This is a genomic window from Actinospineispora acaciae DSM 45401 (assembly GCF_000620785.1).
GTDB classification, from domain to species: domain Bacteria; phylum Actinomycetota; class Actinomycetes; order Mycobacteriales; family Pseudonocardiaceae; genus Pseudonocardia; species Pseudonocardia acaciae.
Genome location: NZ_JIAI01000005.1, coordinates 36509 through 61549, shown reverse-complemented (window position 1 = coordinate 61549; position 25041 = coordinate 36509). Strand labels below are relative to the sequence as shown.

The 25041-nt window shown below is 71.8% G+C and carries 28 protein-coding genes; 19 read left to right on the top strand and 9 right to left on the bottom strand.

Annotated features, from left to right (window positions below; genetic code table 11):
• Positions 1-111 precede the first annotated feature (111 nt).
• Both N912_RS0123295 and N912_RS0123290 read left to right on the top strand, forming a co-directional pair.
• The gene (locus tag N912_RS0123295; RefSeq protein WP_028924281.1) at positions 112-741 is read left to right on the top strand and encodes a class I SAM-dependent methyltransferase; all 630 of its coding nucleotides are present in this window, start codon (positions 112-114) and stop codon (positions 739-741) included.
• 173 nt (positions 742-914) lie between these two features.
• The gene (locus N912_RS0123290) at positions 915-1163 is read left to right on the top strand and encodes a hypothetical protein (protein ID WP_156993927.1); all 249 of its coding nucleotides are present in this window, start codon (positions 915-917) and stop codon (positions 1161-1163) included.
• A gap of 44 nt (positions 1164-1207) precedes the next feature.
• On the opposite strand, the gene N912_RS0123285 is transcribed toward N912_RS0123290, so the two are convergent.
• A complete protein-coding gene (locus N912_RS0123285; RefSeq protein WP_028924279.1) occupies positions 1208-1621 on the bottom strand; it encodes a MerR family transcriptional regulator in 414 nt (137 codons plus the stop codon).
• Between the two features lie 83 nt (positions 1622-1704).
• On the opposite strand from N912_RS0123285, the gene N912_RS0123280 reads away from it, so the two are divergent.
• The 3 genes from N912_RS0123280 to N912_RS54110 are packed head-to-tail and all read left to right on the top strand — an operon-like array spanning position 1705 to position 4684.
• Positions 1705-3129, top strand: coding sequence for an amidase (locus N912_RS0123280; RefSeq protein WP_245645390.1), 1425 nt, complete (start codon positions 1705-1707; stop codon positions 3127-3129).
• Positions 3126-3335 carry a hypothetical protein gene (locus N912_RS0123275; protein ID WP_028924277.1) on the top strand — a complete coding sequence of 70 codons (210 nt, stop codon included), beginning with the start codon at positions 3126-3128 and terminating at the stop codon, positions 3333-3335. Before N912_RS0123280 ends, N912_RS0123275 begins: the two co-directional genes overlap by 4 nt.
• On the top strand, positions 3332-4684 hold the full coding sequence (locus N912_RS54110) for an MFS transporter (RefSeq protein WP_037066209.1): 1353 nt from the start codon (positions 3332-3334) through the stop codon (positions 4682-4684). The genes N912_RS0123275 and N912_RS54110 overlap by 4 nt, the downstream gene beginning before the upstream one ends.
• Here the strand turns inward: N912_RS54110 and N912_RS0123265 are convergent.
• Positions 4668-5297, bottom strand: a complete 630-nt coding sequence (locus N912_RS0123265; RefSeq protein ID WP_342670874.1) for a MerR family transcriptional regulator — start codon at positions 5295-5297, stop codon at positions 4668-4670. The two genes, N912_RS54110 and N912_RS0123265, sit on opposite strands and share 17 nt — an antisense overlap.
• Before the next feature lie 116 nt (positions 5298-5413).
• Between N912_RS0123265 and N912_RS54105 the strand changes: the two genes are divergently transcribed.
• Positions 5414-6382 (top strand): hypothetical protein, encoded by a 969-nt coding sequence (locus N912_RS54105; protein ID WP_051580671.1) that lies wholly within the window; start codon positions 5414-5416, stop codon positions 6380-6382.
• Positions 6379-6825 (top strand): ABA4-like family protein, encoded by a 447-nt coding sequence (locus N912_RS0123255; protein WP_028924275.1) that lies wholly within the window; start codon positions 6379-6381, stop codon positions 6823-6825. Before N912_RS54105 ends, N912_RS0123255 begins: the two co-directional genes overlap by 4 nt.
• A gap of 1 nt (position 6826) precedes the next feature.
• Here the strand turns inward: N912_RS0123255 and N912_RS60650 are convergent, their stop codons facing one another.
• The gene (locus N912_RS60650) at positions 6827-7975 is read right to left on the bottom strand and encodes an acyl-CoA dehydrogenase family protein (RefSeq protein ID WP_051580670.1); all 1149 of its coding nucleotides are present in this window, start codon (positions 7973-7975) and stop codon (positions 6827-6829) included.
• 68 nt (positions 7976-8043) lie between these two features.
• On the opposite strand from N912_RS60650, the gene N912_RS54095 reads away from it, so the two are divergent.
• Genes N912_RS54095 through N912_RS0123225 form a run of 5 tightly spaced genes read left to right on the top strand, consistent with a single transcriptional unit; the run spans position 8044 to position 14764 of the window.
• Positions 8044-8703, top strand: coding sequence for a TetR/AcrR family transcriptional regulator (locus tag N912_RS54095; RefSeq protein WP_037066207.1), 660 nt, complete (start codon positions 8044-8046; stop codon positions 8701-8703).
• 50 nt (positions 8704-8753) lie between these two features.
• Positions 8754-10061 (top strand): extracellular solute-binding protein, encoded by a 1308-nt coding sequence (locus N912_RS0123240; RefSeq protein ID WP_028924274.1) that lies wholly within the window; start codon positions 8754-8756, stop codon positions 10059-10061.
• On the top strand, positions 10061-10945 hold the full coding sequence (locus N912_RS54090) for a carbohydrate ABC transporter permease (RefSeq protein WP_037066205.1): 885 nt from the start codon (positions 10061-10063) through the stop codon (positions 10943-10945). The genes N912_RS0123240 and N912_RS54090 overlap by 1 nt, the downstream gene beginning before the upstream one ends.
• Positions 10942-11772 carry a carbohydrate ABC transporter permease gene (locus N912_RS0123230; RefSeq protein ID WP_028924273.1) on the top strand — a complete coding sequence of 277 codons (831 nt, stop codon included), beginning with the start codon at positions 10942-10944 and terminating at the stop codon, positions 11770-11772. The genes N912_RS54090 and N912_RS0123230 overlap by 4 nt, the downstream gene beginning before the upstream one ends.
• A 7-nt stretch (positions 11773-11779) precedes the next feature.
• On the top strand, positions 11780-14764 hold the full coding sequence (locus tag N912_RS0123225; RefSeq protein WP_028924272.1) for an alpha-mannosidase: 2985 nt from the start codon (positions 11780-11782) through the stop codon (positions 14762-14764).
• Here the strand turns inward: N912_RS0123225 and N912_RS0123220 are convergent.
• On the bottom strand, positions 14754-15368 hold the full coding sequence (locus N912_RS0123220) for a LysE family translocator (protein ID WP_028924271.1): 615 nt from the start codon (positions 15366-15368) through the stop codon (positions 14754-14756). The genes N912_RS0123225 and N912_RS0123220 overlap by 11 nt on opposite strands.
• 120 nt (positions 15369-15488) lie before the next feature.
• Here N912_RS0123220 and N912_RS0123215 point away from each other — a divergent pair, with 120 nt between their 5' ends.
• The gene (locus N912_RS0123215; RefSeq protein ID WP_028924270.1) at positions 15489-15944 is read left to right on the top strand and encodes an Lrp/AsnC family transcriptional regulator; all 456 of its coding nucleotides are present in this window, start codon (positions 15489-15491) and stop codon (positions 15942-15944) included.
• Here the strand turns inward: N912_RS0123215 and N912_RS54085 are convergent.
• Together N912_RS54085 and N912_RS0123205 are read right to left on the bottom strand one after the other, a co-directional pair.
• Positions 15939-17615 (bottom strand): MFS transporter, encoded by a 1677-nt coding sequence (locus N912_RS54085; protein ID WP_037066201.1) that lies wholly within the window; start codon positions 17613-17615, stop codon positions 15939-15941. The two genes, N912_RS0123215 and N912_RS54085, sit on opposite strands and share 6 nt — an antisense overlap.
• Positions 17615-18055 carry a MarR family winged helix-turn-helix transcriptional regulator gene (locus N912_RS0123205; RefSeq protein WP_028924269.1) on the bottom strand — a complete coding sequence of 147 codons (441 nt, stop codon included), beginning with the start codon at positions 18053-18055 and terminating at the stop codon, positions 17615-17617. Before N912_RS0123205 ends, N912_RS54085 begins: the two co-directional genes overlap by 1 nt.
• Positions 18056-18163: 108 nt before the next feature.
• Between N912_RS0123205 and N912_RS0123200 the strand changes: the two genes are divergently transcribed.
• Positions 18164-18937 (top strand): SDR family oxidoreductase, encoded by a 774-nt coding sequence (locus N912_RS0123200; RefSeq protein ID WP_028924268.1) that lies wholly within the window; start codon positions 18164-18166, stop codon positions 18935-18937.
• Positions 18934-19395 carry a hypothetical protein gene (locus tag N912_RS62255; protein ID WP_211261358.1) on the top strand — a complete coding sequence of 154 codons (462 nt, stop codon included), beginning with the start codon at positions 18934-18936 and terminating at the stop codon, positions 19393-19395. The genes N912_RS0123200 and N912_RS62255 overlap by 4 nt, the downstream gene beginning before the upstream one ends.
• Here the strand turns inward: N912_RS62255 and N912_RS0123190 are convergent.
• Positions 19310-20284: an amidohydrolase family protein gene (locus N912_RS0123190; RefSeq protein WP_028924266.1), complete on the bottom strand. Its 975-nt coding sequence runs from the start codon at positions 20282-20284 to the stop codon at positions 19310-19312. The two genes, N912_RS62255 and N912_RS0123190, sit on opposite strands and share 86 nt — an antisense overlap.
• Before the next feature lie 67 nt (positions 20285-20351).
• Here N912_RS0123190 and N912_RS0123185 point away from each other — a divergent pair, with 67 nt between their 5' ends.
• The gene (locus tag N912_RS0123185; protein ID WP_028924265.1) at positions 20352-20789 is read left to right on the top strand and encodes a MarR family winged helix-turn-helix transcriptional regulator; all 438 of its coding nucleotides are present in this window, start codon (positions 20352-20354) and stop codon (positions 20787-20789) included.
• A 12-nt stretch (positions 20790-20801) separates the two neighbouring features.
• Here N912_RS0123185 and N912_RS0123180 read toward each other — a convergent pair whose 3' ends face one another.
• Positions 20802-21920 carry a serine hydrolase domain-containing protein gene (locus tag N912_RS0123180; protein ID WP_211261357.1) on the bottom strand — a complete coding sequence of 373 codons (1119 nt, stop codon included), beginning with the start codon at positions 21918-21920 and terminating at the stop codon, positions 20802-20804.
• A gap of 259 nt (positions 21921-22179) precedes the next feature.
• Here N912_RS0123180 and N912_RS0123175 point away from each other — a divergent pair, with 259 nt between their 5' ends.
• Together N912_RS0123175 and N912_RS0123170 are read left to right on the top strand one after the other, a co-directional pair.
• Positions 22180-22743, top strand: a complete 564-nt coding sequence (locus N912_RS0123175) for a dihydrofolate reductase family protein (RefSeq protein ID WP_028924263.1) — start codon at positions 22180-22182, stop codon at positions 22741-22743.
• A 79-nt stretch (positions 22744-22822) separates the two neighbouring features.
• Entirely contained in the window at positions 22823-23299 is a 477-nt protein-coding gene (locus N912_RS0123170) for a Panacea domain-containing protein (protein ID WP_245645389.1), read from the top strand.
• On the opposite strand, the gene N912_RS54080 is transcribed toward N912_RS0123170, so the two are convergent.
• Positions 23263-24384 (bottom strand): Glu/Leu/Phe/Val dehydrogenase dimerization domain-containing protein, encoded by a 1122-nt coding sequence (locus N912_RS54080; protein WP_064745368.1) that lies wholly within the window; start codon positions 24382-24384, stop codon positions 23263-23265. The genes N912_RS0123170 and N912_RS54080 overlap by 37 nt on opposite strands.
• 109 nt (positions 24385-24493) lie before the next feature.
• Here N912_RS54080 and N912_RS54075 point away from each other — a divergent pair, with 109 nt between their 5' ends.
• Positions 24494-24991 carry an Lrp/AsnC family transcriptional regulator gene (locus N912_RS54075; RefSeq protein WP_051580755.1) on the top strand — a complete coding sequence of 166 codons (498 nt, stop codon included), beginning with the start codon at positions 24494-24496 and terminating at the stop codon, positions 24989-24991.
• Positions 24992-25041: the final 50 nt, after the last annotated feature.

Here is a 25041-nt window from a genome sequence, read left to right as displayed (position 1 = left end):
CGATGTGAGCCAAATTGACATCAAAGTGGTGCCAAGTCAAAAGGTATACGGCATCATGGTGGCCACTTTTGGCGTCTTGGTGGTGTCACCTCGCGGGTGCATGATGGGCTCATGGCGGCCGGGCGGGCTGACGCGGCGCACTGGGATCGGGTTTACGACCAGGGCGCTACCACTCGGAGCTGGCATCAGGACCGGGCGCCCGTGTCGCTGCGGATGATGCGGTCGGCGGGCGTGCGGACCGGTGACGGCGTGATCGACGTCGGTGGAGGGGCCGCGCCGCTGGTCGATGAGCTGCTCGGGCAGGGGTTCACCGACCTGACGGTCCTGGACGTCTCCCGGGTCGGCATGAGCTACGCCCAACGGCGGCTTGGGGACACCGCTCGACGGGTCACGTGGGTCGTCGCCGACGTGCTGACCTGGCGCCCGCCGCGGCGATACGACCTCTGGCACGACCGGGCGGTGTTTCACTTCCTCACCGACGCCGATGACCAGCGGCGGTACGTGGACACCCTCCGCGCGGCGGTTGCCCCGGGCGGGCACCTGGTCATCGGGACGTTCGCCGCCGACGGGCCGACGCGCTGCTCGGGGCTCGCGGTCGCTCGGTACGGACCGGAGGGACTGGGCGAACGGCTCGGCCCCGGGATCACCGTCATCGCGGCCGACCGGGAGGAGCACCGCACGCCTTCTGGCACGGTTCAGCCGTTCACCTGGGTACTTGCCCGGCGGGGCCGCGCTGGCTGAGCGCGCGGGTTCGGCGTACTTAATGCGTGGCGTATGGGGCTGTTGTCACTCGTGTGGAGTAATCGGCGGGTGAGGTCGTGACCCGATATAACTGATGCCGTTGGTGTGGGTGGAAGGACTCCGTAAGCGGGCCACGGCCCGTGGAGTGTGTCGATCCAAGGGGGAACGTCCACATGTTGATGAAGGTTGTCATTGCGAGCGCGGCAGCGGTCGTGGCAACGCTTGGCGCTGTGGGTGTGGCTCACGCGACGGGCGCGGAGAACAGTCCGGACTGCTCCAGCCACGAGAAGACCAAGCAGGTCAACAAGGGCACTCAGGTCATCGGCAACACCGTGGTGAAGCACATCAACGGTGGCATCGCCGGTTCGATCGAGAAGCCCGGCCTGTGCCCGAGCATCGGGAACGACAACAGGATCGGGTAGCCCGGTCCGTCACATGCTTGTGCCCCGGTGATCAGGGGGAGCGATCACCGGGGCACTGCCATGTCCGGGGCCGGGAGCGTCACGGCGGCGCGGTAGTCGGAGCAGCGCTCCAGCTCGTGGCCGCAGCGGCAGCCCATCAGCTGGGTCAGGTAGCCGCGGGCGGTGGTGAGCTCGGCGATGCGGTCGTCGATGGCGGTGATGCGGGCGGTCACCGTGGCGTGCCAGGGCTGGGGCTCGGGGTCGCCGGCGCGGGCGGTGAGCAGCTCGGCGATCTCGTCCAGGTTCATCAGCCCGGTCGCCTGCCAGTGCTGGATCAGGGAGATCCGGTAGAGCTGGTCGCGGTCGTAGCAGCGGCGGCCGGCGCGGCGGTGCGCGGTGAGCAGGCCCCGGCGTTCCCAGTAGTGCAGCGTGGACAGCGGGATGCCGAAGTGGTCGACGACGACGCCGATGGGTGTCATTTCTCCAGTTGACCTCAACTCGGGTTGAACAGGCAAGGTGACCCTAAGTTCACCACCTCGACCCGTTCCGGAGGACAACTACAGTGCATCCCGAGCCGTACTCGGTGACCGACGCCGCCCGCGCCCTGCGCGCCGGCGAGACGACCAGCGCCGAGCTGGTCGAGTCCGCGATCAGCATGGCCGACCGCCACGACGCCGCGCTCGGCGTCTACCTGACCAGGTTCGACGACCAGGCCCGCCGGTGGGCGCGGCGGGCGGACGACGAGCTGGCGCGCGGGCTGGACAAGGGGCCGTTGCACGGCATCCCGATCGCGGTGAAGGACGTCATCGCCGTCGCCGACGGCCCGACCACCGCGCAGAGCCTGGTGCACGACCCGGACTGGGGCGCCGGCCGCGACGCGCCGGTGGTGGCCCGGCTCAGGCGCGCCGGCGCGGTGATCACCGGCAAGACCACGACCATGGAGTTCGGCTGCGGCATCCCGGACGCGGCGAAGCCGTTCCCGGTGCCGCGCAACCCGTGGGACCCGAACCGCTGGGCGGGCGGCTCCAGCTCCGGGACCGCGAACGGGGTCGCGGCCGGGCTGTTCCCCGCCGGCCTTGGGTCGGACGCTGCCGGCAGCATCCGGATGCCCGCCGCGTTCTGCGGGATCACCGGCCTGATGCCGACGTTCGGCCTGGTGCCCAGGTCCGGGTGCGTGCCGTTGGGCTACACCGTGGGCCGGGTCGGCCCGATGGCCCGCACCGCCCGTGACTGCGCGGCCCTGCTGGCGGTGATCGCGGGCGAGCACCCCGCCGACCCGGACAGCGCCGGGACGCGCTTCCACCCGGTACCGCCCGCGACGGACGACCTGACCGGGCTGCGGGTGGGTGTGGTGCGGGCGGAGCATTTCCCGGCGGGCTCCGATCCCGGCCTGGCCGGGGCGTTCGACCAGGCCGTCGGGGTGCTGGCGGCGGCGGGCGCGAGCGTCGAGGAGGTCACCCTGCCGTACTGGCGGGAGGCGATCACGGTCACCATGGTCAGCGCCTACTGCGAGGGGCTGGCCTACCACCGTGGCGACCTGTCCGAGCGGTGGGACGACTACTTCGCGGCCTCGCGCGGGCTGCTGGCCAGGGGCGCGTTGATCTCCGGCGCGGACTACGTCCAGGCCCAGCGGGTGCGCAAGGTGGCGCAGGTCGCGATCGCCCGGCTGTTCGAGCGGGTGGACGTGGTGGCCTGCCCGACGGCGGCGATCGGCGCGCCCGCGCTCGACCAGCTGGCCAACGAGGCGGGTCACCAGGACGACGAGGGGTCGTTCGGCATGATCCGCACCCCGTACTGGAACGCGCTGGGCAACCCGGTGCTGGCGGTGCCGATCGGGCCCGGCGCGGCCGGGCTGCCGCTGTCCATGCAGCTGGCCGGGCCGGCGTTCGGTGACGCCACGATCCTGCGCGCCGGCGAGGCGTACCAACTGCGCACCGGGTGGCACCGAGATCTGCCGCCCGCGTTCCGGACGGAGGTGGTCCGGTGAGCGCCGAGGACGTGACGGCGACGGTTCGGGCGCTGCTGGCCGCCGCCGGGCTGCCCGCGAGCGACGACGAGGTGCACGGGCTGGCGGTGGCCTACCCCGGGCTGCGGGCGATGGTGGACGGGCTGTTCACCGTGGACGCGGCGCGCTACGCCGGCCCCGCGCTGCGGTTCTGTGCCCGGTCCGAGTCCGAGGAGTGGGGTGAATGACCACGAGCGTCGAGGGGCGCTCACGGCGTGAGCGGCTGGTGCTCGGCGTGGCCTGCATCGGTTCGTTCGCGGTGATCATGGACGCCACCATCGTCTCGGTGGCGCTGCCGGACGTGCGCGCCGACCTGGGCTTCTCCCCGGCCGGGCTGCCGTGGGTGGTCAACGCCTACACGCTGGCGTTCGCCGGCTTCCTGCTGCTGGGCGGGCGGTGCGCGGACATCTTCGGCCGGCGGCGGATCATGGTGCTGGGGATGGGGCTGTTCACCGCGGCCAGGGTGGCCGCCGGGTTCGCCTGGTCGCCGGCGCCGCTGCTGGTGGCCAGGGCGGTGCAGGGGGTCGGCGGCGCGCTGCTGATGCCCGTCACGCTGTCCGCGCTGACCAGCACGTTCGCGAGTCCGGTTGGCCGGGCGCGGGCGCTGGCGACGTGGAGTGCGGTGGGCGCGGCCGGGGCCGCCGCCGGGCCGGTGATCGGCGGACTGCTCACCCAGTGGGGCGGGTGGCGCTGGGTGTTCTTCGTCGTCGTGCCGCTGGGCGTGGCCGGCATCCTCGGTGCGCTCGCCGTGCTGCCCCGCCCGCCCGCATCGGACGGGCCCCGGCCCCGGCTGGACCTGGTGGGCGCGGTGCTGGTCACCGCCGGGATCTCCGTGGTGGTGCTGGCGATCATGCGCTCCTCGGTCGGGACGGCGCTGGTCGGGCTGCTCCTGGTCGGGGCGTTCCTGGTGCACCAGGCGCGGTGGGTGGCGCAGCCGCTGCTGCCGCTGGACGTGTTCCGGCTCCGGTCGGTGAGCAGCGCGAACGTGGTGATGTTCCTGCTCGGGTCGGGGTTCTTCGCCAGCCCGGTGCTGCTGTCGCTGTACCTGCAGGACGTGCACGGCTACCCGCCGCTGCTGGCCGGCGTCGGGTACCTGCCGGTGGGGGTGGCGATGTTCGCCGGCGCGCGCTCGGCGGGGCGGGTGACCGTCGCGCTCGGACCGAGGCTGGCCACCGTGCTGTGCTGCGCGATCGGCGCGGTGGGCCTGGCCGGCACCTGCGTGTTCATCGCCGCCGGCGCCTCGTACGTCTGGTCGGTGCTGGTGGCCGGCGTGGTGTTCGGCTTCGGCACGGCGGCCGCGTTCACGCCGCTCACGGTGGCGGCCACCAGCGGCGTGCCGCCGGAGCGCGGCGGGCTGGCCGCCGGCGTGCTCAACACCGTCCGGCAGACCAGCGGCGCGGTGGGCCTGGCGGCGCTGAGCGCGGTGGTCACGGCGGTGGCGGCGCAGGCGGCGGGCTACGCGGCCGCGTTCGGCGCCTCGGCGGGGTGCCTGGCGGTGGCCTGCCTGGTGGCCGCCGTGATCATGCCTCGCCGGTGAGCCCGTACGTCAGCGCGGAGGCGTGCTGCTGGGCCAGCCGGCGCAGGGTCGCGATGAGCACGTCGCCGAGCACGGTGCCCACCACGGCGCCCTCCACCAGCGACTCGATGCTGGTCAGGTCGCGGAGCGTGCTCAGGTCGAGCTCCGCCAGCCGGTCGGCCAGCTCGGCGTACTCGTCGATCCGCTCGACCAGCTCCATCTTGCCCAGCTCGGCGAACGTGCACAGCGTCCCGACCAGGGCCTCCACCACCACGTGCCCCGGCTTCAGCTTCCAGCCGCGCTCCTCGGCGATCCGCTCCACCACCCCCAGCGCCCACTCCCGGGACCGCTCGTCCACCCCTGCCTTGGGCAGCGGCAGCCCGTGCTGGGCGATGCCGAGCACCTTGTGCGTGGAGATCTGGTGGTCGATCGCGGTGAGCACCTCGCGCACGCTGGCCACCGAGAGCCCGCCGACGTCGAGCAGCGCGCGCACCAGCTTGAGCCGCCGGACGTGGGCGTCGGTGTAGTTCGCCTGGTTCGGGCTGGTGCGCTCGCCGGCGGGCAGCAGGCCCTCGCGCAGGTAGTACTTGATCGTCGCGATCGGCACGCCCGACGCGGCGCTCAGCTCGGCCATTCGCATGAACCTGGGCCCTCCGGTGATCTGTGGTCGGTATGACATGGACTTCGCCGAGTGGATAGTTTAACTTCCCATTGTGGATAGTGAAGCTATCCATCTGAGGAGGTGAAGCGATGACCGAGCTGACGCGGCAGGTGCGTGGCTGGCATCGGCCCATGATGCTGCTGGCCGGCGCGATGGTGGTGATGGCGGTCGTCTCGGCGGTCGGGCTGGCCGTCGACGACCGCGTGCTGATCGGCGCACCGGCCTGGCTCAAGCCCTTCAAGTTCGCGGTCTCCATCGCCATCTACTGCGTGACCTGGGCCTGGATGACCTCGCTGCTGACCACCCGCCGCCGGCTGGCGGACCGGGTGTCCCACGGGTTGGTGGCCGTGCTGGTCATCGAGTACGCCGTCATCGTCGGGCAGGTGGTGCGCGGGCGGGCCAGCCACTACAACGTGGCGACGCCGCTCGACGCCGCGCTGTGGACCACCATGTCGGTCAGCATCGCGGCGCTGTGGCTGGGCACGCTGGTGCTCACCGGGCTGCTGTTCCGCGCCCCGATCGCGGACCTGGCCAGCCGCTGGGCGATCCGGCTCGGCGGCGTGCTCTCGCTGGTCGGGCTGGCGCTGGGGTTCTTGATGACCAGTCCGACCGCCGGCCAGCTGCGCACCATGCGCGCCGGCGGGACCACCGACATGATCGGCGCGCACAGCGTCGGGGTCGCGGACGGTGGCCCGATCATGCCGGTCACCGGGTGGAGCACCGTCGGCGGTGACCTGCGGATCCCGCACTTCGTCGGGATGCACGCGCTGCAGGCGCTGCCGCTGCTGGCCATGCTGCTGGTGGCGCTGGCCGGGCGGTTCCCCAGGCTGCGTGATCACGGGGTGCGGGTCCGGTTGGTGGCGATCGCGGCGGCCGGGTATGCGGGGCTGATCGGGCTGGTCACCTGGCAGGCGCTGCGCGGCCAGGCGCTGATCCACCCGGACGCGGTGACGATGGGAGCGGCGGCGGCGCTGCTCGGCGGCGTCGCGGTGGCGGCGGCGGTGGTGCTGCGAGGGCCGGCCGGAGTCGGCGGTGGGGTGGCGGTGAGCGCGCGATGACCGAGCTGTTCGACGTCACGTTCTACCTGGCGGCCCCGTTCTGGTTGTTGATCATCCTGGCGCCGGCCTGGTCGGGCACCCGGCGGGTGATGTCCTCGCCGTGGGTCACTGTGCTGCCGCTGGCCGTCTACCTCATCGTGGCGCTGCCGCACTTCGGCGAGCTGTGGGCGGTGGTCAGCCGGCCCGACCTGGCGGAGTTGCGGGCGTTCCTGGCCACCCCGTACGGCGCGGCCGCGATCTGGGCGCACCTCATCGCGTTCGACATGTTCATCGGCCGGTGGATGTACCTGCAGGGCCGGGACCTCGGCATCCATCCGTTGATCGTCAGCCCGATCCTGCTGTTGACGATCTTCCTGTCCCCGTTCGGGCTGCTCGTCTTCCTGGTGGTTCGCGGCGTGGCGGCGGCGCGGGCACGGACGGTGCGGGCCGGGGTGCCCGCGTAGGTCAGGCCGGTACGCCGAGGTGGCGGCGGCCGGCGTCACGGCGGAAGAACTGGCTGAACGCGACGTGCCGGGTGGCCACCATGGTGTCGGTCAGGCACCGGGTCAGCACGCCGTCCGCCCGGATGGCGGCGGTACCGGCCTCCCGGTGCGCGAACTGCACGGCGTCCAGCGCGGCCTCGGCGGCCTCCCCGACCGCCAGCGCCGCGCCGGCCTGAGCCATCGGGGTGACCTCGCCGGCCACCGCCGTGCGCCACACCTCGGCGGCCCGGTCCGCGAGATAGCTGCGGGCCGCGCCGAGCCGGGCGAGCACCGAGGTGAACCTGTCCTGGAAGCCGGGGTCGGCCGCCAGCGGGCGCGGCTGCCCGAACCGGACCCGGGTGCCCGCCAGCTTGACCAGCTCGTCGAGCGCGCGCCTGGCGATCCCCAGCGGCACCGCGCCGAGCAGCGGACCGAGCGCGAAGAACGGCACCGCCGCGATCGGGTCGTTCGACCAGCGCGGCCCGACCAGCGGCGTGGTCCGCCCGGCGGGCACCAACACCTCGTCCGCGACGACGTCGTGGCTGCCGGTGGCGCGCAGCCCGATGACGTCCCAGTTCGGCACGATCCGGGCCTGCTCGGCGGGGAAGAACCCGACCAGCCACGCCGGGCCGTCGCCGTCCCCGTCCCCGTCGCCGGCCGGCGGGACCGTCATGCCGCCGAGCAGCCAGGTCGCCGCCCGCGCGCCGCTCGCGAACGACCAGCGGCCGGTCAGCAGGTAGCCGCCGTCGGCGCGCACGCCCCGCCCGGTGGCCGGGAACCCGCCGGCGATGCACAGCCGCTCCGGAACCGCCGCGATCACGGCGGCCTGCCTCCGGTCGATGCCGGCCAGCAGGGAGGCGCCGACGTTGGCCACCACCGCGCACCAGCCGACCGACCCGTCCGCGTAGCTCAGCCGCTCGATCGCCTCGACCGAGTCCGGCAGCGGCACCCGCGCCCCGCCCAGCTCGCCGGGCAGGCACAGCCGGTACAGCCCGGCGTCCAGGCAGGCGCGCACGATCTCGGCCGGTAGCTGGTCGGAAACCGCCAGGTCGGCGGCGTACCGGCCGGCCAGCTCGGCGACCTGGTCGGCCCTCTCGCGCAGGTCGGCCGACATGTTGGTGGTGACGCTCATGGTCGTTCTCCTTCGATTTCGCTAGCCCATAAGGCTAGTTAATAGCTCGCACGGGTAGAGTGAGCGCGATGGACGGGGTTGTCAAGGGTTCTCGCCGCTACCGCTCCCCGAAGCGCGACGCCCAGGCCGCCGCCACCAGGGCCGAGATAGCGGCCGCCGCGCGCCGGCTGTTCGTCGAGCACGGCTACGTCCGCACCACGCTGGCCGACATCGCGGCCGAGGCCGGCGTGGCGCTACCGACCGTCAAGCTCGCCTTCGGGACCAAGCCGGCGGTGCTGGCCGCCGCCTGGGACCACGCGGTCAAGGACGGCCCCGACCAGCGCCCGGTGGCCGAGCAGGACTGGTTCCGGGAGATGCTCGCCGCGCCCGACCCGAGGGAGCACCTGCGCCTGCAGGTCGCCGGATCCCGCCGGGTCAAGGGCCGCATCGCGCCGATGATCGAGGCGATCCGGGCCGCCGCGCCGGCCGACGCCGAGATCGCCGCGCTCTGGGAGCGGATGCAGGCCGAGTTCCTCGACAACCAGCGCCACACGATCCGGGCGCTGCGCTCGAAGGGCCGGCTGCGCACCGAGCTGACCGAGGACGAGGCCGCCGACGTGCTCTACACGCTCAACCACCCGACGCTGTACCACATGCTGGTGGTCCGCCAGGGCTGGTCGCCGGAGCGGTACGAGCTGTGGTTGGCCAGAACGCTCATCGAGCAGTTGCTCGAGCCCGAATCTGGGTAGGCTCACGCGCGAGTGGTCGACAACGTTGTCAGACTGGCCTGGGGGGCACCGTGGCCGAACTCATCGCTCAGACGACCCGCCGTGCGCTGAGCAGGCGCCGGCTGTTCGGGCTGGCCGCCGGGGGCCTCGCGGCGGCCGGACTCGCCGGCTGCGGCACCAGCCAACCGCCGAAGAGCTTCCGCTGGCAGGCCATCCCCACCTACTCGCTGGTCGCGCCGCTGCCCGAACGCGTCGAGTACGTCCGGGCCCGGCTCGCGGACTATGAGCGGGAAACCGGCTGGCTGCCACTGCCGGAGGTCACCAGCAACGACATCAACGCCTCGATGGCGAAGCTGTTGTTGCAGGCCTCCCAGGGCAGGGCGCCGGAGGTCGCGCAGGTGGACTCCTACGTGTTCGGCCGGTTCGCCCGCTACGCCAACGACCTGTCCGAGCCGCTGCGCCGGGCCGGGCTGCGCCTCGACGACTGGTTCCCGCAGTTCCGGGAGCTGATGACCACCGAGACCGGCCAGCCGAGGGCGCTGCAGTTCAACACCGACGTCCGGGTGCTGTACTACCGCCGCGACCTGGTGCCGAACCCGCCGGCGTCCTGGGACGAGGTGTTCTCCCTGGGACGGCGGCTGGCGGCGCACGGGAAGTACTTCATGTTCTGCGGCAGCCGGTCCGAGGACAGCGTGAACACCGCGCTGTGGCCGCAGTACTGGGCGCAGGGCGGCGAGATCCTCAACCCGGACGGCTCGCCCGGGTTCGCCTCCGGGCCGGCGCGGCGGGCGATGATCGACAGCCTGGGTTTCCTGCGGCGGCTGGTCACCGAGGGCGTCACGCCGCAGCGCATCTCCACCCTGCGCGGCGACGACGACGTCAACCCGGACGTGCTCGCCGGGAACGTGGCGATGTTCATGGGCGGCAGTTGGCAGGGTGCTGACCTGCAGAAACTGGTCAAGGGCGCGGACTTCGGCCGGGAGTGGGGCGCGGCGCCGGTGCCGAGCCGCTCCGGCGACAACCACAGGTGCGTCGCGGGCGGCTGGACCTGGGCGTCGTTCGCGAAGGATCCGGAGGTCGCGGTGCAGAGCATGAAGCTGGTGATCGACGGCTACTGCGGCGACAGCGGCATGGCCCGGTGGTGCACGCTCGGCGGGTACCTGCCGACCAGGGAGTCGGTGTACGACCACCCCGAGTACCACGGCGACGCCTTCACCCCGGTGTTCCGCGAGCACCTGCGGCGCTACGCCAGGGTGCGGCCGCTGCGGCGGGAGTACCAGCAGGTCTCCAACGCCATGCAGATCGCGCTGTCGTCGGTGACCTCGCTGAGCAAGGAACCCGAGGCGGCGGTGGACGCCGCGTTGGCGCAGATCGTCTGATGGGCGGCCACCGCGTGCGGCCCTGGCTGTGGATGCTTCCGCTCGGCGCCGTGCTGCTGCTGGTCTTCGTCTACCCGCTGATCGAGATCGTGCGGGTGAGCTTCACCGACGCGTCGCTGGTGGCCGGCGAGCCGTACTCGTACACGGTGTCGGCGTACCGCAGCGTGGCCGCCGGTCAGGACTTCGCCGACATCCTGCGGATCACGTTCCTGTTCGTGCTGTTCAGCGTGGTGTTCCAGCTGTTGTTGGGGTTGGCGATCGCGCTGCTGGTGGACACCGCGCGCCGGCGGGGGCTGCGCGGGGCGATGGTCACCAGGACGGTGGTGCTCACCGCGTGGGCCATTCCCGGCGTGGTGATCGGGGTGATCTGGCGGATGCTCTACCAGGAGGGCCCGTCCGGCATCCTGAACTACCTGCTCGGGCTGGTCGGGCTGCCCGGGCAGGAGTTCCTGTCCGACCCGGACGCCGCGCTGGTCTCGGTGACGGTGGCGAACGTCTGGCGGGGCACCGCGCTGTCCATGATCTTGATGTACGCCGGGCTGCAGACGGTGCCGCGCGACCTGCTGGAGGCGGCGCGGATCGACGGGGCCGGGGTGCTGCAGTCGTTCCGGGCGGTCACCTTTCCGGTGCTGTTGCCGTTGATCGCGATCGACCTGGTGACGATCACGGTGGAGACCTTCAACACGTTCGACATGGTGATCGCGCTGACCGAGGGCGGGCCTGGGACGGCGACGCAGGTGCTCGCGCTGGGCGTGTACGACCAGATGTTCAACCAGCTCGCGTTCGGGCGGGGCGCGGCCATGTCGGTGGTGCTGTTGTTGATCAACCTGGTGATGGTCGGGGTGTACTTCCGGTATACGGCGCGGCGGGAGGCGATCACGTGAAGCGGCGGTGGCAGAACGGGTTGTTGTCGTTGGCCATGGTGGTCACCGTGGTGGCGTTCGCGTTTCCGCTGCTCTGGGTGTTGTCGCTGTCCCTGCGCAGCGCGGAGGAGGTGGTCGCGGCCCCGCCGCCGCTGGTGCCGTCTCAGATGAGGTGGGACAACTACGGGCACGTGCTGGAGACCACCGACATCGGCCGCTACCTGCTCAACTCGCTGGTCGTGGTGTCCGGCTCGGTGGCGCTGTGCCTGGCGGTGTGCGTGCCCGCCGCGTACGGGATGTCTCGGCTGCGGTTCCGGGGCGGGCGGACGTTCTCCCGGTTCGTGCTGGCCTGCCAGCTGATCTCGCCGGTGGTGCTGGTGGTGCCGGTGTACCGGGCGTTCGTGGCGGTCGGGCTGGTGAACAACTACTTCGGGCTGATCGTGGTCTACGTCGCGGTCACGTCGCCGTTCCTGACCTGGTTCCTGCGCGACTACCTGGACACCATCCCGGCCGAGCTGGACGAGGCGGCCATGGTGGACGGCTGCACCCGGCGCCGCGCGCTGGTCTCGGTGGTGCTGCCCGCCGCGGCGCCGGGGATCGCGTCGGCGGCCATCGTGGTGGCGGTGCTCAGCTGGTCGCAGTTCGTGGTGCCGTTCGTGCTGGTCGACGACGCGAACCTGCTGCCGGTGTCGGTCGGCGTGGTGAGCCTGCAGCAGACCGGGCACGAGATCACCGCGCAGTACCTGGCGGCCGGGAGCATGCTGGCGGTGCTCCCGGTGATCGTGGTGTTCATCGTGCTGCAGCGCTATATCGTCGGGGCGCTCACCGCTGGCAGCGTGAAGGGGTAACGGCTGTATGCACGACGACCGGAAGCTGATCGAGCAGCGGATCTCACGGGTCCTCGACGAGCGGGTCCGGCCGGCCGTGTACTCGGCGTTCGCCCCGGTCGAGGTGGCGGCCTGGGACGTGCCGGGCGAGCCGGTGCCGGTTTCGGAGGCGCTGGCGGCTTCGTTCGAGCCGTTCCGGGTCGGCGAGCAGTGGGGTCCGCCGTGGGGCACCACCTGGTTCCGGTTCACCGGCGCGGTGCCCCCGGAGTGGGCGGAGCGCGCCGTGGAGCTGGTGCTCGACCTCGGGTTCGACCAGGTCAACCCCGGGTTCCAGGCCGAAGGGCTGGTGTACCGGGCGGACGGCACGCCGGTGAAGGGGCTCAACCCGTTCAACGCCTGGGTGCCGGTGACCGGCTCGGACGACGTCGTGCTGTACGTCGAGGCGGCGGCCAACCCGGTGATCCTGGACCCGCGCCATCCGTTCCGGCCGACCCCGCTCGGTGACCTTCGGACCGCGGGCCGCGAGCCGCTGTACCGGCTCGCGATGGCCCAGCTCGCCGTGTTCGACGAGGAGGTCTGGGGGCTCGTCGCCGACCTGGAGGTGCTCGACCAGCTCATGCTCGCGCTGCCGGTGGAGTCCGGGCGCCGCTGGGAGATCCTGCGCGCCTGCGACCGGGCGGTGGACGCGCTGGACCTGGCCGACGTGCCCGGCACCGCGAAGGCGGCCCGTCACGAGTTGGCCACCGTGCTCGCGGCACCCGCGCACGCCAGCGCGCACCTGGTGTCCGCCGTCGGGCACGCGCACATCGACTCCGCCTGGCTGTGGCCGCTGCGCGAGACCGTGCGGAAGGTGGCGCGGACGGCGGCGAACGTCACGGCGTTGATGGACGAGCACCCCGAGCTGGTGTACGCCATGTCGTCCGCGCAGCAGTTCGCCTGGATCCGCGACCACCACCCGGCGGTGTACGCCCGGGTCAAGGAGCACCCCGGGCGGTTCGTGCCGGTCGGTGGCATGTGGGTGGAGTCGGACACGAACATGCCGGGCGGCGAGGCGATGGCCCGGCAGTTCACGCACGGCAAGCGGTTCTTCGCAGAGGAGTTCGGCGTCGAGACCGAGGAGGTGTGGCTGCCCGACTCGTTCGGCTACAGCGCGGCGCTGCCGCAGCTCGTGGACCTGTCCGGGTCGCGGTGGTTCCTCACCCAGAAGATCTCCTGGAGCCAGACGAACACGTTTCCGCACCACACGTTCTGGTGGGAGGGCATCGACGGCACCCGGGTGTTCACCCACTTCCCGCCGGTGGACACCTACAACTCCGAGCTGTCCGGGGCGGAGCTGGCGCACGCGTCGGCGCGCTTCGCGGAGAAGGGCAGGGCACGGCGCTCGCTGGTGCCGTTCGGTTTCGGCGACGGCGGGGGCGGGCCGACCAGGGAGATGCTGGCGCGCGCCGCCCGGCTGGAGGACCTGGAGGGTTCGCCCCGGGTGGCGGTCGAGGCGCCCTCGGAGTTCTTCCGGAAGGCCTGTGAGGAGTACCCGGATGCGCCGGTCTGGGTCGGCGAGCTGTACCTGGAGTTCCACCGGGGCACCTACACCAGCCAGGCTCGAACCAAGCAGGGCAACCGGCGCAGCGAGCATTTGTTGCGCGAGGCCGAGCTGTGGGCGGCGACGGCGGCGGTGCGTGTCGGGCGGCCGTATCCGTACGAGCGGCTGGACCGGATCTGGAAGTCCGTGCTGCTCAACCAGTTCCACGACATCCTGCCCGGTTCGTCGATCGCCTGGGTGCACCGCGAGGCGGAGCGGACGTACGCGGCGCTGGCCGGCGAGCTGGAGGAGATCATCGGCGCGGCGCAGCGGGCGCTGGCCGGGGAGGGCGAGCGTCCGGTCGTGTTCAACGCCGCGCCGCACCAGCGGGACGGGGTGCCGGCCGGTGGGGCGGCGTTTCAGTCTGAAACTCCGCCGGCGGCGGTCACGGCCGTCGACGACGGGTTCGTGCTGGACAACGGCCTGATCCGGGTGACGGTGGACGGACGCGGGCTGGTCGTCTCGCTGGTGGACCTGGACGCGGACCGCGAGGTGATCGCCCCGGGCGCGGCCGCCAACCTGCTCCAACTGCACCCGGACCTGCCGAACAGGTGGGACGCCTGGGACGTCGACGAGTTCTACCGCAACACCGTCACCGACCTGACCGAGGCCGCCGAGGTCTCCGCCGAGGCGGCCGGCGTCCGCATTATTAGAACGTTCTATCAATCGACGGTCACCCAGCGCCTCACGCTGGGCGCTGGCGCGCGCCGGCTGGACATCGAGACCGAGGTGGACTGGCACGAGACCGAGAAGTTCCTCAAGCTCGCGTTCCCGCTGGACGTGCACGCCGACCGGTCCGCCTCGGAGACCCAGTTCGGCCACGTCCACCGCCCCACCCACCGCAACACCAGCTGGGACGCGGCGAAGTTCGAGATCTGCGCGCACCGCTGGATACACCTGGCCGAGCCCGGCTACGGCGTCGCGCTGGCCAACGACTCGACCTACGGCCACGACGTGACCCGCTCCGCCCGCGACGGCGGCGGCATCACCACCACCGTGCGGGCGTCCCTGCTGCGCGCGCCCCGCTTCCCGGACCCGGAGACCGACCACGGCGTGCACCGCTTCCGGCACGCGCTGGTGGTCGGCGCCGGCGTCGGCGACGCGGTGCGCGAGGGCTACTTCCTGAACTTGCCGGCGCGCACGGTGCACGGCGCCAACCCGGTAGACCCGCTGATCTCCGTCGACAACCCGGACGTCTGCGTCGAGGCGACCAAGCTGGCCGACGACGGCTCCGGCGACGTGATCGTCCGCATCTACCAGGCTACCGGCGCCCGGAGCACCGCCCGCATCACCGCCCGCTTCGACGCGACCGCCGCCTGGACCACCGACCTGCTCGAACGCCGCTGGCACCGCACCGAGGACCACCCGGCGGCCGACCAAGTGACCGTCCACCTGCGCCCGTTCGAGATCCTCACCCTGCGCCTCACCCGCTGACCCGCTCGACCAGCAGCGCGATCCCGACCGCGATCATGGCCCCACCGGACACCCGGGAGACCAGCCGCGAGAAGGACGGACGAGCGCGCAACAACCGCCGTGCGCACGTCCCGACCGCCAGGTAGACCACCGCACACGTCACCGTGAAAGCAAGCCCCAGAATGGCCAGCTGAACAGGCAACGGCCAGCTCGCCGTGCGGTCGGTGAACTGCGGAAGCATCGCAACGAAGATCAACAGCCCCTTGGGGTTGAGGCCGCTGACCGCCGTGCCCCGCAACACCGTGCCCAAGCGCCCACCGCCCACCGCGTCGTTCTCGGTCCCCGGCGTCGACGGATGCCGCCAGATCTTCACGCCCAGCCACACCAGGTAGCAGCCGCCCGCGACGGTGAGCACGGTCAACGCGGCCGGCGCCCGGGCGATGAGGATGCCGAGCCCGGTGGCGACCACGATCGTCATCGCCAGGTAGCCGAGCACGATGCCACCCGCCGCCGCGACGACGTGCCCGCGCAGCCCCGCACTGATCGCGAACGCCCAGTCCGGGCCCGGCACCGCGATCAGCAGGGCGGCGACCACCCAGAAGGCGAGAACGGAGCTGGCGGGCACTGGCGACCTCTTTCGCCGAGCCGGCGGTGGAACGAGTGCCGAAAAGGCTATGCCCGTCAAGCCCGAAGTTGATTCCAACTTCTACCCGCACAAGGCCCGTCGCATGGAAAAATCTTCCCAGTGGACACGGTCGACAGGAAGATTCTCACCATCCTCCAGACAGAGGGACGCCTCACGCTGACCGAACTGGCGGACCGGGTGCGGCTGAGCATCTCGCCGTGCCACCGGCGGCTGCGCGCGCTGGAGCGCGACGGCACGATCCGGGGCTACCGGGCAGTGGTCGACCCGGTGGCCCTCGGGCTCACCTTCGAGGCCCTGGTGTTCGTCACGATGCGCCAGGAGGACCGCGAGACCCTGCTCGGCTTCGAGGACGCCGTCGCCAGGGTCCCCAACGTGCTGCTCGCCCAGCGCCTGTTCGGTGACCCCGACTACCTGCTCCGCGTGCTCACCGCCGACCTCGCCGCGTACCAGCGCCTCGAGGACGACGTGCTCGCCGCGCTCCCCGGCGTGCAGCGGCTCAACTCCACGCTGGTGATGAAGCGGATAGTGGACGACCGCCCGCTGCCCACGTCATGACCTCGGCGAACCACCACCGCGCAGCAGCGACGCCGCCGCGGCCACCAGCGAGAGGCCGGCGGCGACGGTGAACACGATGACCAGGCCGTGATGGAACGGCTCGGAGATCAACTGGGGGAAGAACCGCGTGCCGGTCAGGACCTGTTGGCTGGCCGGCGGAAGCGCCGCGAGCGCCCCGGTGCCCCCGAGCAGGTGCTCGACCGGGTTCTCCCCGAGCATGGCGGCGAACAGCGACGACACCGGCGGCAGGGCGCCCACCTGCCGTGCGGTCTCCTCGGGCACCCCGAGCCGGTGCAGCCCGTCGGCCAGCGTCGTCGGCAGCGTGCTCGCCAGCCCGGCGATCATGAGCGAGAAGAAGACACCGATGGAGACGGCGGTGCCGCCGTTCTGGAACGTCGCACGCATGCCCGACGCGGCCCCGCGCCTCCGCGCCGGCACGCTGCCCATGATCGACGACGAGTTCGGCGAGGCGAACATGCCCACGCCGAGCCCGTTCACCAGCGTGAGCAGCGCGAACGCCCAGTACGGGAAGTCCACCGGAAGCAGCATCAGCCCTACGAAGCTGGCGCCGAACACGAGCATGCCGCCGGTGGCGAAGGCGCGGGCGCCCAACCTGTCCGACAGCGCTCCCGAGACCGGGCCCGAGACCAGGAACGCGGCGGTCATCGGCAGCAGGAAGATGCCGGCCCACAGCGGCGTGTCGGCGTAGTCGAAGCCGTGCAGCGGCAGCCAGATGCCCTGCAACCAGATGATCAGCACGAACTGCAGGCCGCCGCGCGCCACCGAGCCGAGCAACCCGGCCGCGTTGGCGGCGCTGAACACCCTGATCCGGAACAGCCCGAGCTGGAACATCGGCGCCGCGACCCGGCGCTCGATCACCACGAACACCACCAGCAGCGCCACCCCGCCGACCAGCGAGCCGTAGACCACCGGGTTCGTCCACCCCATGCTCTGGCCGCCGTAGGGCTGCATGCCGTCGGTGACGGCGATGAGCACAGCGCTCAGGCCGACCGCGAACGTGATGTTGCCCCACCAGTCGATGCGGTCGGGATGCCGCTCGCCGGTCTCGCGCAGGCTCCGGTACGCCCACACGGTTCCGAGCACGCCGACCGGAACGTTGACCCAGAACACCGCGCGCCAGTCCAGCTCGGCGAGCGCTCCGCCCACCACCAGGCCGATGAACTGCCCGGCGATGGCGGCTATCTGGTTGGTGCCCAGCGCGAACCCGCGCCGGTCGGCCGGGAACGCGTCGGTGAGGATCGCGGCGGAGTTGGCGGTGAGCATCGACCCGCCGATCGCCTGCAGCACCCGCCAGCCGATCAGCCACAGCGCGCCGCCGCCGCCGGCGAACGGGTCGAACGACAACAGCACCGAGGCCGCGCCGAACACCGCGAACCCGGCGTTGTAGATCTTCACCCGGCCGTAGATGTCGCCCAGCCGGCCCAGGGTGACCACGAATACGGCCTGCACCAGCCGATATCCCATGATCATCCACAGCAGGTAGCCGATGTTGCCCTCCGCGAGCGGGTCGAGGTGGATGCCTCGGAAGATCGCGGGCAGCGAGATGATGACGATCGAGCCGTCCAGCGCGGACATGAACACCGCCATCGTGGTGTTCGACAGCGCCACCCACCGGTAGCGGTCCGCAAGCTTGCCGGGGCGGCCGGCCATCAGACGCGGTGCGCCAGGCGCTCGATCAGTGGGGCGGCCGCCGCCAGCTGGGCGAGCTCCTCGGCGGTGAACTCGGCGGCGAGCGCCCTCGCGATCTGCCCGGTGCGGGCCGACCGCCGGTCTTTCAGCACCCGCACGCCCTCGTCCGACACCGAGATCACGACGCGCCGCCCGTCGCCGGGGTCCGGCCGCCGCTCGACCAGGCCACGTTCCTCCAGCGCGCCCAGCGTCGCGCCCATCGACTGCGGGCTGATCTGCTCGGCCCTGGCCAGCGCGGCGGTCGTGGCCGGGCCCTCGCGGTGCAGGCGGGACAGCGCGGCGCTCTCCGGCAACGTCAGGTCGCCGTCCCCGGCCTTGGCCTGCCGCAACCGGCGCAGGAACAGCCCGATGCTCAGCCGCAGCGCGGCGGCGACCTGTTCGGCGTCGTGATCGTCGACCATATTGGAAGGCTAGACTGTTCAGTTCAGCCTTGCAATGTGTCACGGTCGTCGGGGGTATCCGGTCTCTGGTGGTGTAGAGGCAATCCTCGAGCCACCACGGAGCAGTGAATGACGACAACGGTTCTGGTCACCGGCGGTACCGGACGGCTCGGGCGCGCGCTCGTGCCCCGGCTGGCCGGCTCCGGCCACCGGGTGCGGGTACTCACCCGCTCCGAACGCCGGCCCGCCGAGTGGGAGTGGGCGGTCGGTGACCTGCGCACCGGGCGCGGAGTCACCGAGGCGGTCGCCGGCACCCAGGCGGTCATCCACCTGGCCACCACCAACGGGCGCGGTGACGTGGCCGCGACCCGCACCCTGGTCGACGCGGCGAGGGCCGAGGGCGGACCGCACCTGGTCTACGTCTCGATCGTCGGCATCGAGAACGTCGCGCTCGGCTACTACCGCGTGAAGCTGGCCTGCGAGCGACTGGTCGAGGCGTCCGGGCTGCCGTGGACGATCCTGCGCACCACGCAGTTCCACGACCTGATCACCGCGGCCTGCGACGCCCAGCGCCGGCTGCCGGTGACGCTGGTGCCGTCGGGGGTGAGCTTTCAGCCGATCGACGTCACCGAGGTCGCGGACCGCCTGGTCGCGATCGTCGAGGCCGGCCCCTCCGCGCGGGTGCCCGACCTCGGCGGACCGAGCGTGCGTGACGCGGCCGAGCTGGCGCGGGTGTACCTGCGCGCGATCGGGCGCCGCCGCGCGGTGTGGTCGGTTCCGATCCCGGGCCGGGCGATGCGGGACTACCGCGCGGGCAACCACCTCGCCCGGGAGCGCGCGGTCGGACGGATCACGTTCGAGGAGTTCGTCGCCGGGGTCGCGCGCGAGCGGAGCGGCCGGTGACTCCGGTGACCGGGTGGCTGCGGGCCGGTGTCGGCCTCCTCGCCGCGGTGCAGGTCGTCGTCGGCGCCTGGGCGCTGTTCCTGCCGGCGAGCTTCTTCTCCCTCGAGGTTGTCGGCATGGGAATGGCCTACAACGAGCACCTGATGCGCGACTACGGCGCCATGACCCTGGCCAGCGCGGTGGTACTCGGCGCCGCAACCGTCCACACCGGATCGTCGCCCGTCGCCCTGACGATGTACCTGACCTGGGCGGTCCCGCACTTCGTGATCCACCTGACGATGCTCGACCACCTCTCGCCGTCGACGGGCGCGCTGCTGATGACCGCGCTAGGGCTCGCGATCGCCCTACCGACCGCACTGCTGGCGCTCACGGTCAGAGGCCGTACAGCGCCGCCGCGTTCGCCGAGCAGAACTTCTCCCGTTCCTCGTCCGAGGAGAGGTGCCCCAGGAAAGAGTTGATCTCCTCCCGGGTCGGCCGTTGGAACGGGTAGTCGGTCGAGAAGATCAACCGGTCGACGGAGGTCACGGACAGGGCGTGGTGCAGCAGCGCGGGGTTGAGCATGCCCGAGGTGGTGATGAAGAAGTTCGACCGCAGGTAGTCCGACACGGATTGTCGCAGGCCGGCGACGCGGGCGAGGCTGTCCGCCCGGTCCAGCCAGAACAGCAGCATCTCGCCCCAGTGGCCGAGCACGACCCGCAGGTTCGGATGCCTGTCGAAGGTGCCCCGGAGTATCAGCCGCAGCGCCGTCGTCGCGGTGTCCAGGTGCCACCCCCAGCCGAACGTTGCGAGGGCGAGATCGGTCATCGGGTCGAAGCCCCGGTACGACGCGTCGCGCACGGCGGGCGACGGCAGCTGGGGATGGATGAACACCGGCTGGCCGAGCTCCGCCGCCGCGGCGAAGAACTCGTCGTAGGCGGGGTCGTCCAGGAAGACGTCGCCCGACCGGCCGTAGACCATGGTGCCCACGTGCCCCATGCCCGCGGCCCGTTCGAGCTCGCCGGCAACGTCCGGTGGTGACGACATCGGCAGGGTGGACAGCGACCGGAACCGGGACGGATTGGCGCCGACCGCCGCCGAGGCGACGTCGTTCGCGGCGCGGCTGCGGCGCACCGCGTCCTCGGGCGGCAGCGGCTGGGTCCCCGGCGGCGTCAGGGCGAGGATCGACACGTCGATGCCCTGGGCGTCCATGGCCGCGAGCCGGCCAGCGCCCAGGTCCTCCAGGCGCTGCCGGTGGTCGCCCATCTCGTTGAAGGCGAGGCTCTCGTCGCGAACCTCGGCCGGCATGGCGCTCAGCGCGGACGTCAGGTCCGGCATGATCCAGTGTTCTTCGATGGCGATGAGAGCCACGGCTTCTCCTGTCGAATTCTCCTGTCGAACGATAGCTATCATCTGACAACAAAGATAGCATCGCGGCGTGGACGAGGAGCGCACGTCGAGGCTGTTCGAGCTCGCCGACCTGATCCTCGCGGTCGGTCGGCTGATCCATGCGTCCAAGGACTTCGGGGCCGACTCGTGGACGCCGCTGGAGAGCGCGGTGATGCGCTTCATCGACCGGAACCCCGGCACGTCGGCCAGCGCGGCGGCGGAGGCGACCCAGATGGTCTCCAGCAACTTCAGCAGGGCGGTACGGGGCCTGGAGAAGAAGGGGCTGGTGCGCCGGGAGGTCGACCAACATGACGGCCGGCGGGTGCGCCTGTATCCGACCGCGCGGGCGCACGAGAACCTGCAACACCTGCGTGACGTCTGGAGCCGCCTGCTCGACGGCATCGTGCCCGATCCCGACGAGATCGAGGCCGTCACCTCGGCCCTTCGGCGCATCGAGACCCAGCTCGTCGCGCGAGCCCGGGGATAGGACGAGCGTCTGTCAGGCGGGTGGGTGGAGCTCGGCCGCGATCAGGTCGGCGAGTCGTTGCGCGGTGTTGAAGTGGGGGGTGAGGCGGGTCTTGGTCAGGGCGAAGGAGATGCCGGTCGCGGTGTCGGCATAGACGCAGCTGCCGCCCCCGCCGACCCAGCCGAACGTGGTGGGCGTCTGGTCGGGCCGGGTGCCGATGCGGCCGAGCGGATAGCCGAGCGCCAGCCGTGCATGGTTGCCGAAGACCTGGTCGATGCCCTCGAAGGCCACCGCCGTCAGCTCCTCGAGCTGGCGTGGGTCGATGAGCCGACCGTCGAGGACCGCGGCGTTCATGGCGGCGACTCCCCGCGCGGTGAAGGTGCCGACCGACGGGATGTCCGCCCGCAGGATCTCGTGGTCGTTGCCCATGGCCGCGGTCGGTTGCAGTTCCCAGGGCGCATCGGCGTCGGGCGGGGCGGCGTCCTCGAGCCGTGCCAGCCGGGCCAGGTCGGTTGGCGGAACGCCGAAGTACAGGTCACCGTCGATGCCCAGGGGCACGGTGACCCACTCGCGCAGGAGCTGCCGGATCGGTTTGCCGGTGGCACGGCGTGCGACCTCGCCGACGAGGAATCCGAAGGTGAACGAGTGGTACCCCGTCGCGGTCCCGGGTCGCCACCTCGGTTCGGCGTCGGCGATCGCGGCGCACACCCGTGCCCAGTCGGCCAGGTCGGCGGGGCCGATGTCACGAGGCATCGCCGGCAGGCCGACCGAGTGGGTGAGCACGTGTCGAAGGGTCACGGTCGCCTTGCCGTGGGTGCCGAACTCCGGCCACAGGTCGGCCACCGGCGTGTCGTATCCGACGGCGCCGGTCTTGACGAGCAGGTGAGCGATCAGCGACGTCATGACCTTGCCGGCGGAGAAGCTGAAGAACGGGGTCTCCGGGGTGACCTCGCGGTCGGTCCGGCGGTCGGAGAGGCCGGCGACGGCGTCGACGACAAGGGCACCGCGGTGGTAGACGGCAACCTGCAGGCCCGTTTCGGCTCCCGTGTCGACGAGTTCATCGAGGACAGCTTGGATCTTGTGTCGCGGTGAGGGCGTCACGGGCCCGGCCGGGTGTAGCGCGTCTGGCTGGAGGTCCGGTTCACCGTCCACCACGTCACATCCTCCGGTAGGTGTCGCCTGCCGTCACGATGACGACCCGAGTTCGCGGGGAAACTCATCGGGTTGGTGGGCGCGACTTCGCGCGGGTCGATCACGAGCCGGCGGACGGGGAGCACAGCGCCGACTACGGCTCGCCGGAAGCGCAATCGCTGGCGTGGTTGGTCAACCGGCCCTCGGTGTGGCCTGACCGATGATTTGTCCGCGCCGTGCCCGTCTATACGTCACGTACCGACTCACGGGAGCTGACGCCATGCGGAAACTGACCTTTGGCATGAACCTGAGCCTGGACGGCTACATCGCCGCGCCCGGGGACGACATCGGCTGGAGCGCGCCGAGCGACGAGCTGTTCCAGTGGTGGTCGGACCGGGTGGGGGCGACCGACCTGGCGCTGTATGGGCGCAAACTGTGGGAGACGATGAGTTCCTACTGGCCGACCGCCGACCGGCAGCCCGGCGCAACACCGGCGGAGATCGAGTTCGCCCGCCGCTGGCAGAAGATGCCGAAAGTGGTGTTCTCCTCCACGATCAGTACGGTCGACTGGAACACCCGCCTGGCCACCGGTGACGCGGTCACCGAGATCACCCGGCTCAAGGCCGAGGATGGCGGCCCTATGGACATCGGCGGCGCCACGCTCGCCTCGGCGGCGATGCGGGCCGGGCTGATCGACGAGTACGTGCTGGCCACCGCGCCGGTCTTGGTGGGCAGCGGCACGCCGTTCTTCACGGCCCTGGACAACTGGGTGAACCTGACCCTGGTGGAGACCCGGACGTTTCCCGAGGGCGTGGTCCTGACCAGGTACGAGACCAGGCACTGAGGGTCCGACGTCGGATCGGCGCGGGGTTCACGGCAGGAAGTTGGAGGCATCTATCGAACATATGTTCTATACTGGGTGCATGACCGAGGTCGCGGTGACCAGCGCACGGGACGTAGCGGCGTACATCCTGGGGCGACAGGGTCCGATGACGGCGATGAAGCTCCAGAAGCTCGTCTACTACAGCCAGGCCTGGCACCTGGTGTGGGAGCAGCGGGCGCTGTTCGCCGACCGGATCGAGGCGTGGGCGAACGGGCCGGTCGTGCGCGCGCTTTACCGCATGCACCGGGGTCGGTTCACACTCGCCGGTCCGGCCGATGTCGGCGGACCGCCGGCGGGCCTCACCGATGCCGAGACGTCCACGATCGACGCCGTGCTGGGTGCCTACGGCGACGAGTCCGCGCACCGGCTCAGCGAGCTGACACACCGGGAGGACCCATGGCGACAGGCGCGGGAGCGCGCCGGGCTGAGCGAGCGCGAGCGGGGCGATGCGGTCATCACGACCGACGCCATGTTCACCTACTACGGCTTGACCAGGGTCGATGCCGAGGTCGTCTGAGTCCGGGGCGGCGTCGTACCGGGGGCCGCCGCCCGGCGCGCGGCGGCGAGGCGGTCACGGACGCGGCGGAGAGCGGACAGGTGCGGGCTGATGCCGTCGCGCGCCGCCGCGTGCAGGAGCGCGGCGGTGGTGTCTCCGATGCCGCGTACCCGGGCGGCCGCCTCCTCGTGCCCGGTTCCGCGCAGCTCGCGCGCCACCGCGTAGATCACGCCGCCCGCGCCGGCCAGGTAGTCCGGCACCCAGTGGACGCCGCGCCGGTGCAGCCGGTCGGCGACCTCCTCGTCCGCGAGCTGGTTGTTCGCCGGGCCGACGATCGCCCGGCAGCGCAGCTCCGGCACCAGCGCGTGGGTCAGCGCCCCGCCGAGCGCGGCCGGCACCAGCACGTCGGTCTCCTCCGTCCAGGCCCGCCCCGGCTCCAGCCACCGCGCGCCGAGCTCCGCCGCGAGCGCGCGCCGTGCCGGGTCGATGTCGGTCACGGCGAGCCGGGCGCCGGCAGCCGCGAGCGTCCTGGCCAGTCGCTCGCCCACGTGCCCGAGCCCGACCACGGTGATCCGCCGCCCGTCCAGGTCGGCGTGCCGCGCCGGGTCACCGCCGTCGAGGTGGACCGTCGTCGCCGCCAGCGCCGCGAGCACCCCGTCGGCGGTGTGTGACGACGAGTCGCCGCTGCCGCCCAGCGACTCCGGCCGGCAGAACAGGTGGCCGGTGCGCTCGCCGATGACCGCCATGTCGTCGGGGCCGGTGCCCACATCGGGCCCGGTGGCGTAGCGGCCGCCGAACGACTCGACCAGCTCGCCGACGTCGTGCAGCACGTCCCGGCGCTCCCGACCGTCCAGTGTGGCGCCCTCCGGGAGCGCGATCACCGCCTTGCCGCCGCCCAGGTCCAGCCCCGCGGTCGCGTTCTTCACGGTCATGCCCGCCGACAGGCGCAGCGCGTCGGTCAGTGCGTCGCGCCAGCCCGGGTAGCGCCACAGCCGGCAGCCGCCGATCGCCGGCCCGAGCGCCGTGGAGTGGATGGCCACGATGATCGTCACGCCGGAGCGCGCACCGCGCTCGATCCGAACCTGCTCGTGCTGGTACTCGTGCATCGCGCTCCTGCCTCGTTCTGACCGACCGAACGGCTCGAAGCTAGCCAGAGAACCGACGCCTACGGCGATGTGGCGAACAAAATTCGGCACCGGCGCCAGAATGGTGTTCATGGACGACATAGATTCGGCGCTGGTGGCCGAACTGCAACGCGACGCTCGGCAGACCAACCGCGACCTGGCCCGCGCGGTGGGGGTGGCGCCGTCGACCTGCCTGGAGCGGGTCAGGCTGCTCCGCGAGCGCGGCGTGCTCCGGGGCTACACCGCGCGGGTCGACCTGCCCTCGCTCGGCCGCCAGGTCCAGGCGTTGATCACCGTGCAGGTCCGCCCGCTGAACCGGATGGTGATCGACAACTTCCACGACTCGGTGATCGCGCTGCCCGAGGTGCTCGCGGTGTTCGTGCTGGCCGGCGGCGATGACTTCCTGGTCCACGTCGCCGTGCGCGACATCGAGCACCTGCAGGCGTTCCTGCTCGACAGGTTCAGCCAGCGCCGCGAGATCGCCGGCTTCCGCTCCTCGGTGATCTTCCAGCACACCGCGAACCAGGTGATCACCGCGCTCCCCGACCAACCGCTCGCCCCACCGCCCAGCCGCGTCGGCCGCCGCTGACGCTCACGACCCCGGCGTCAGCTCGCGCCGAGGCCGGCGTGAACGCTAGC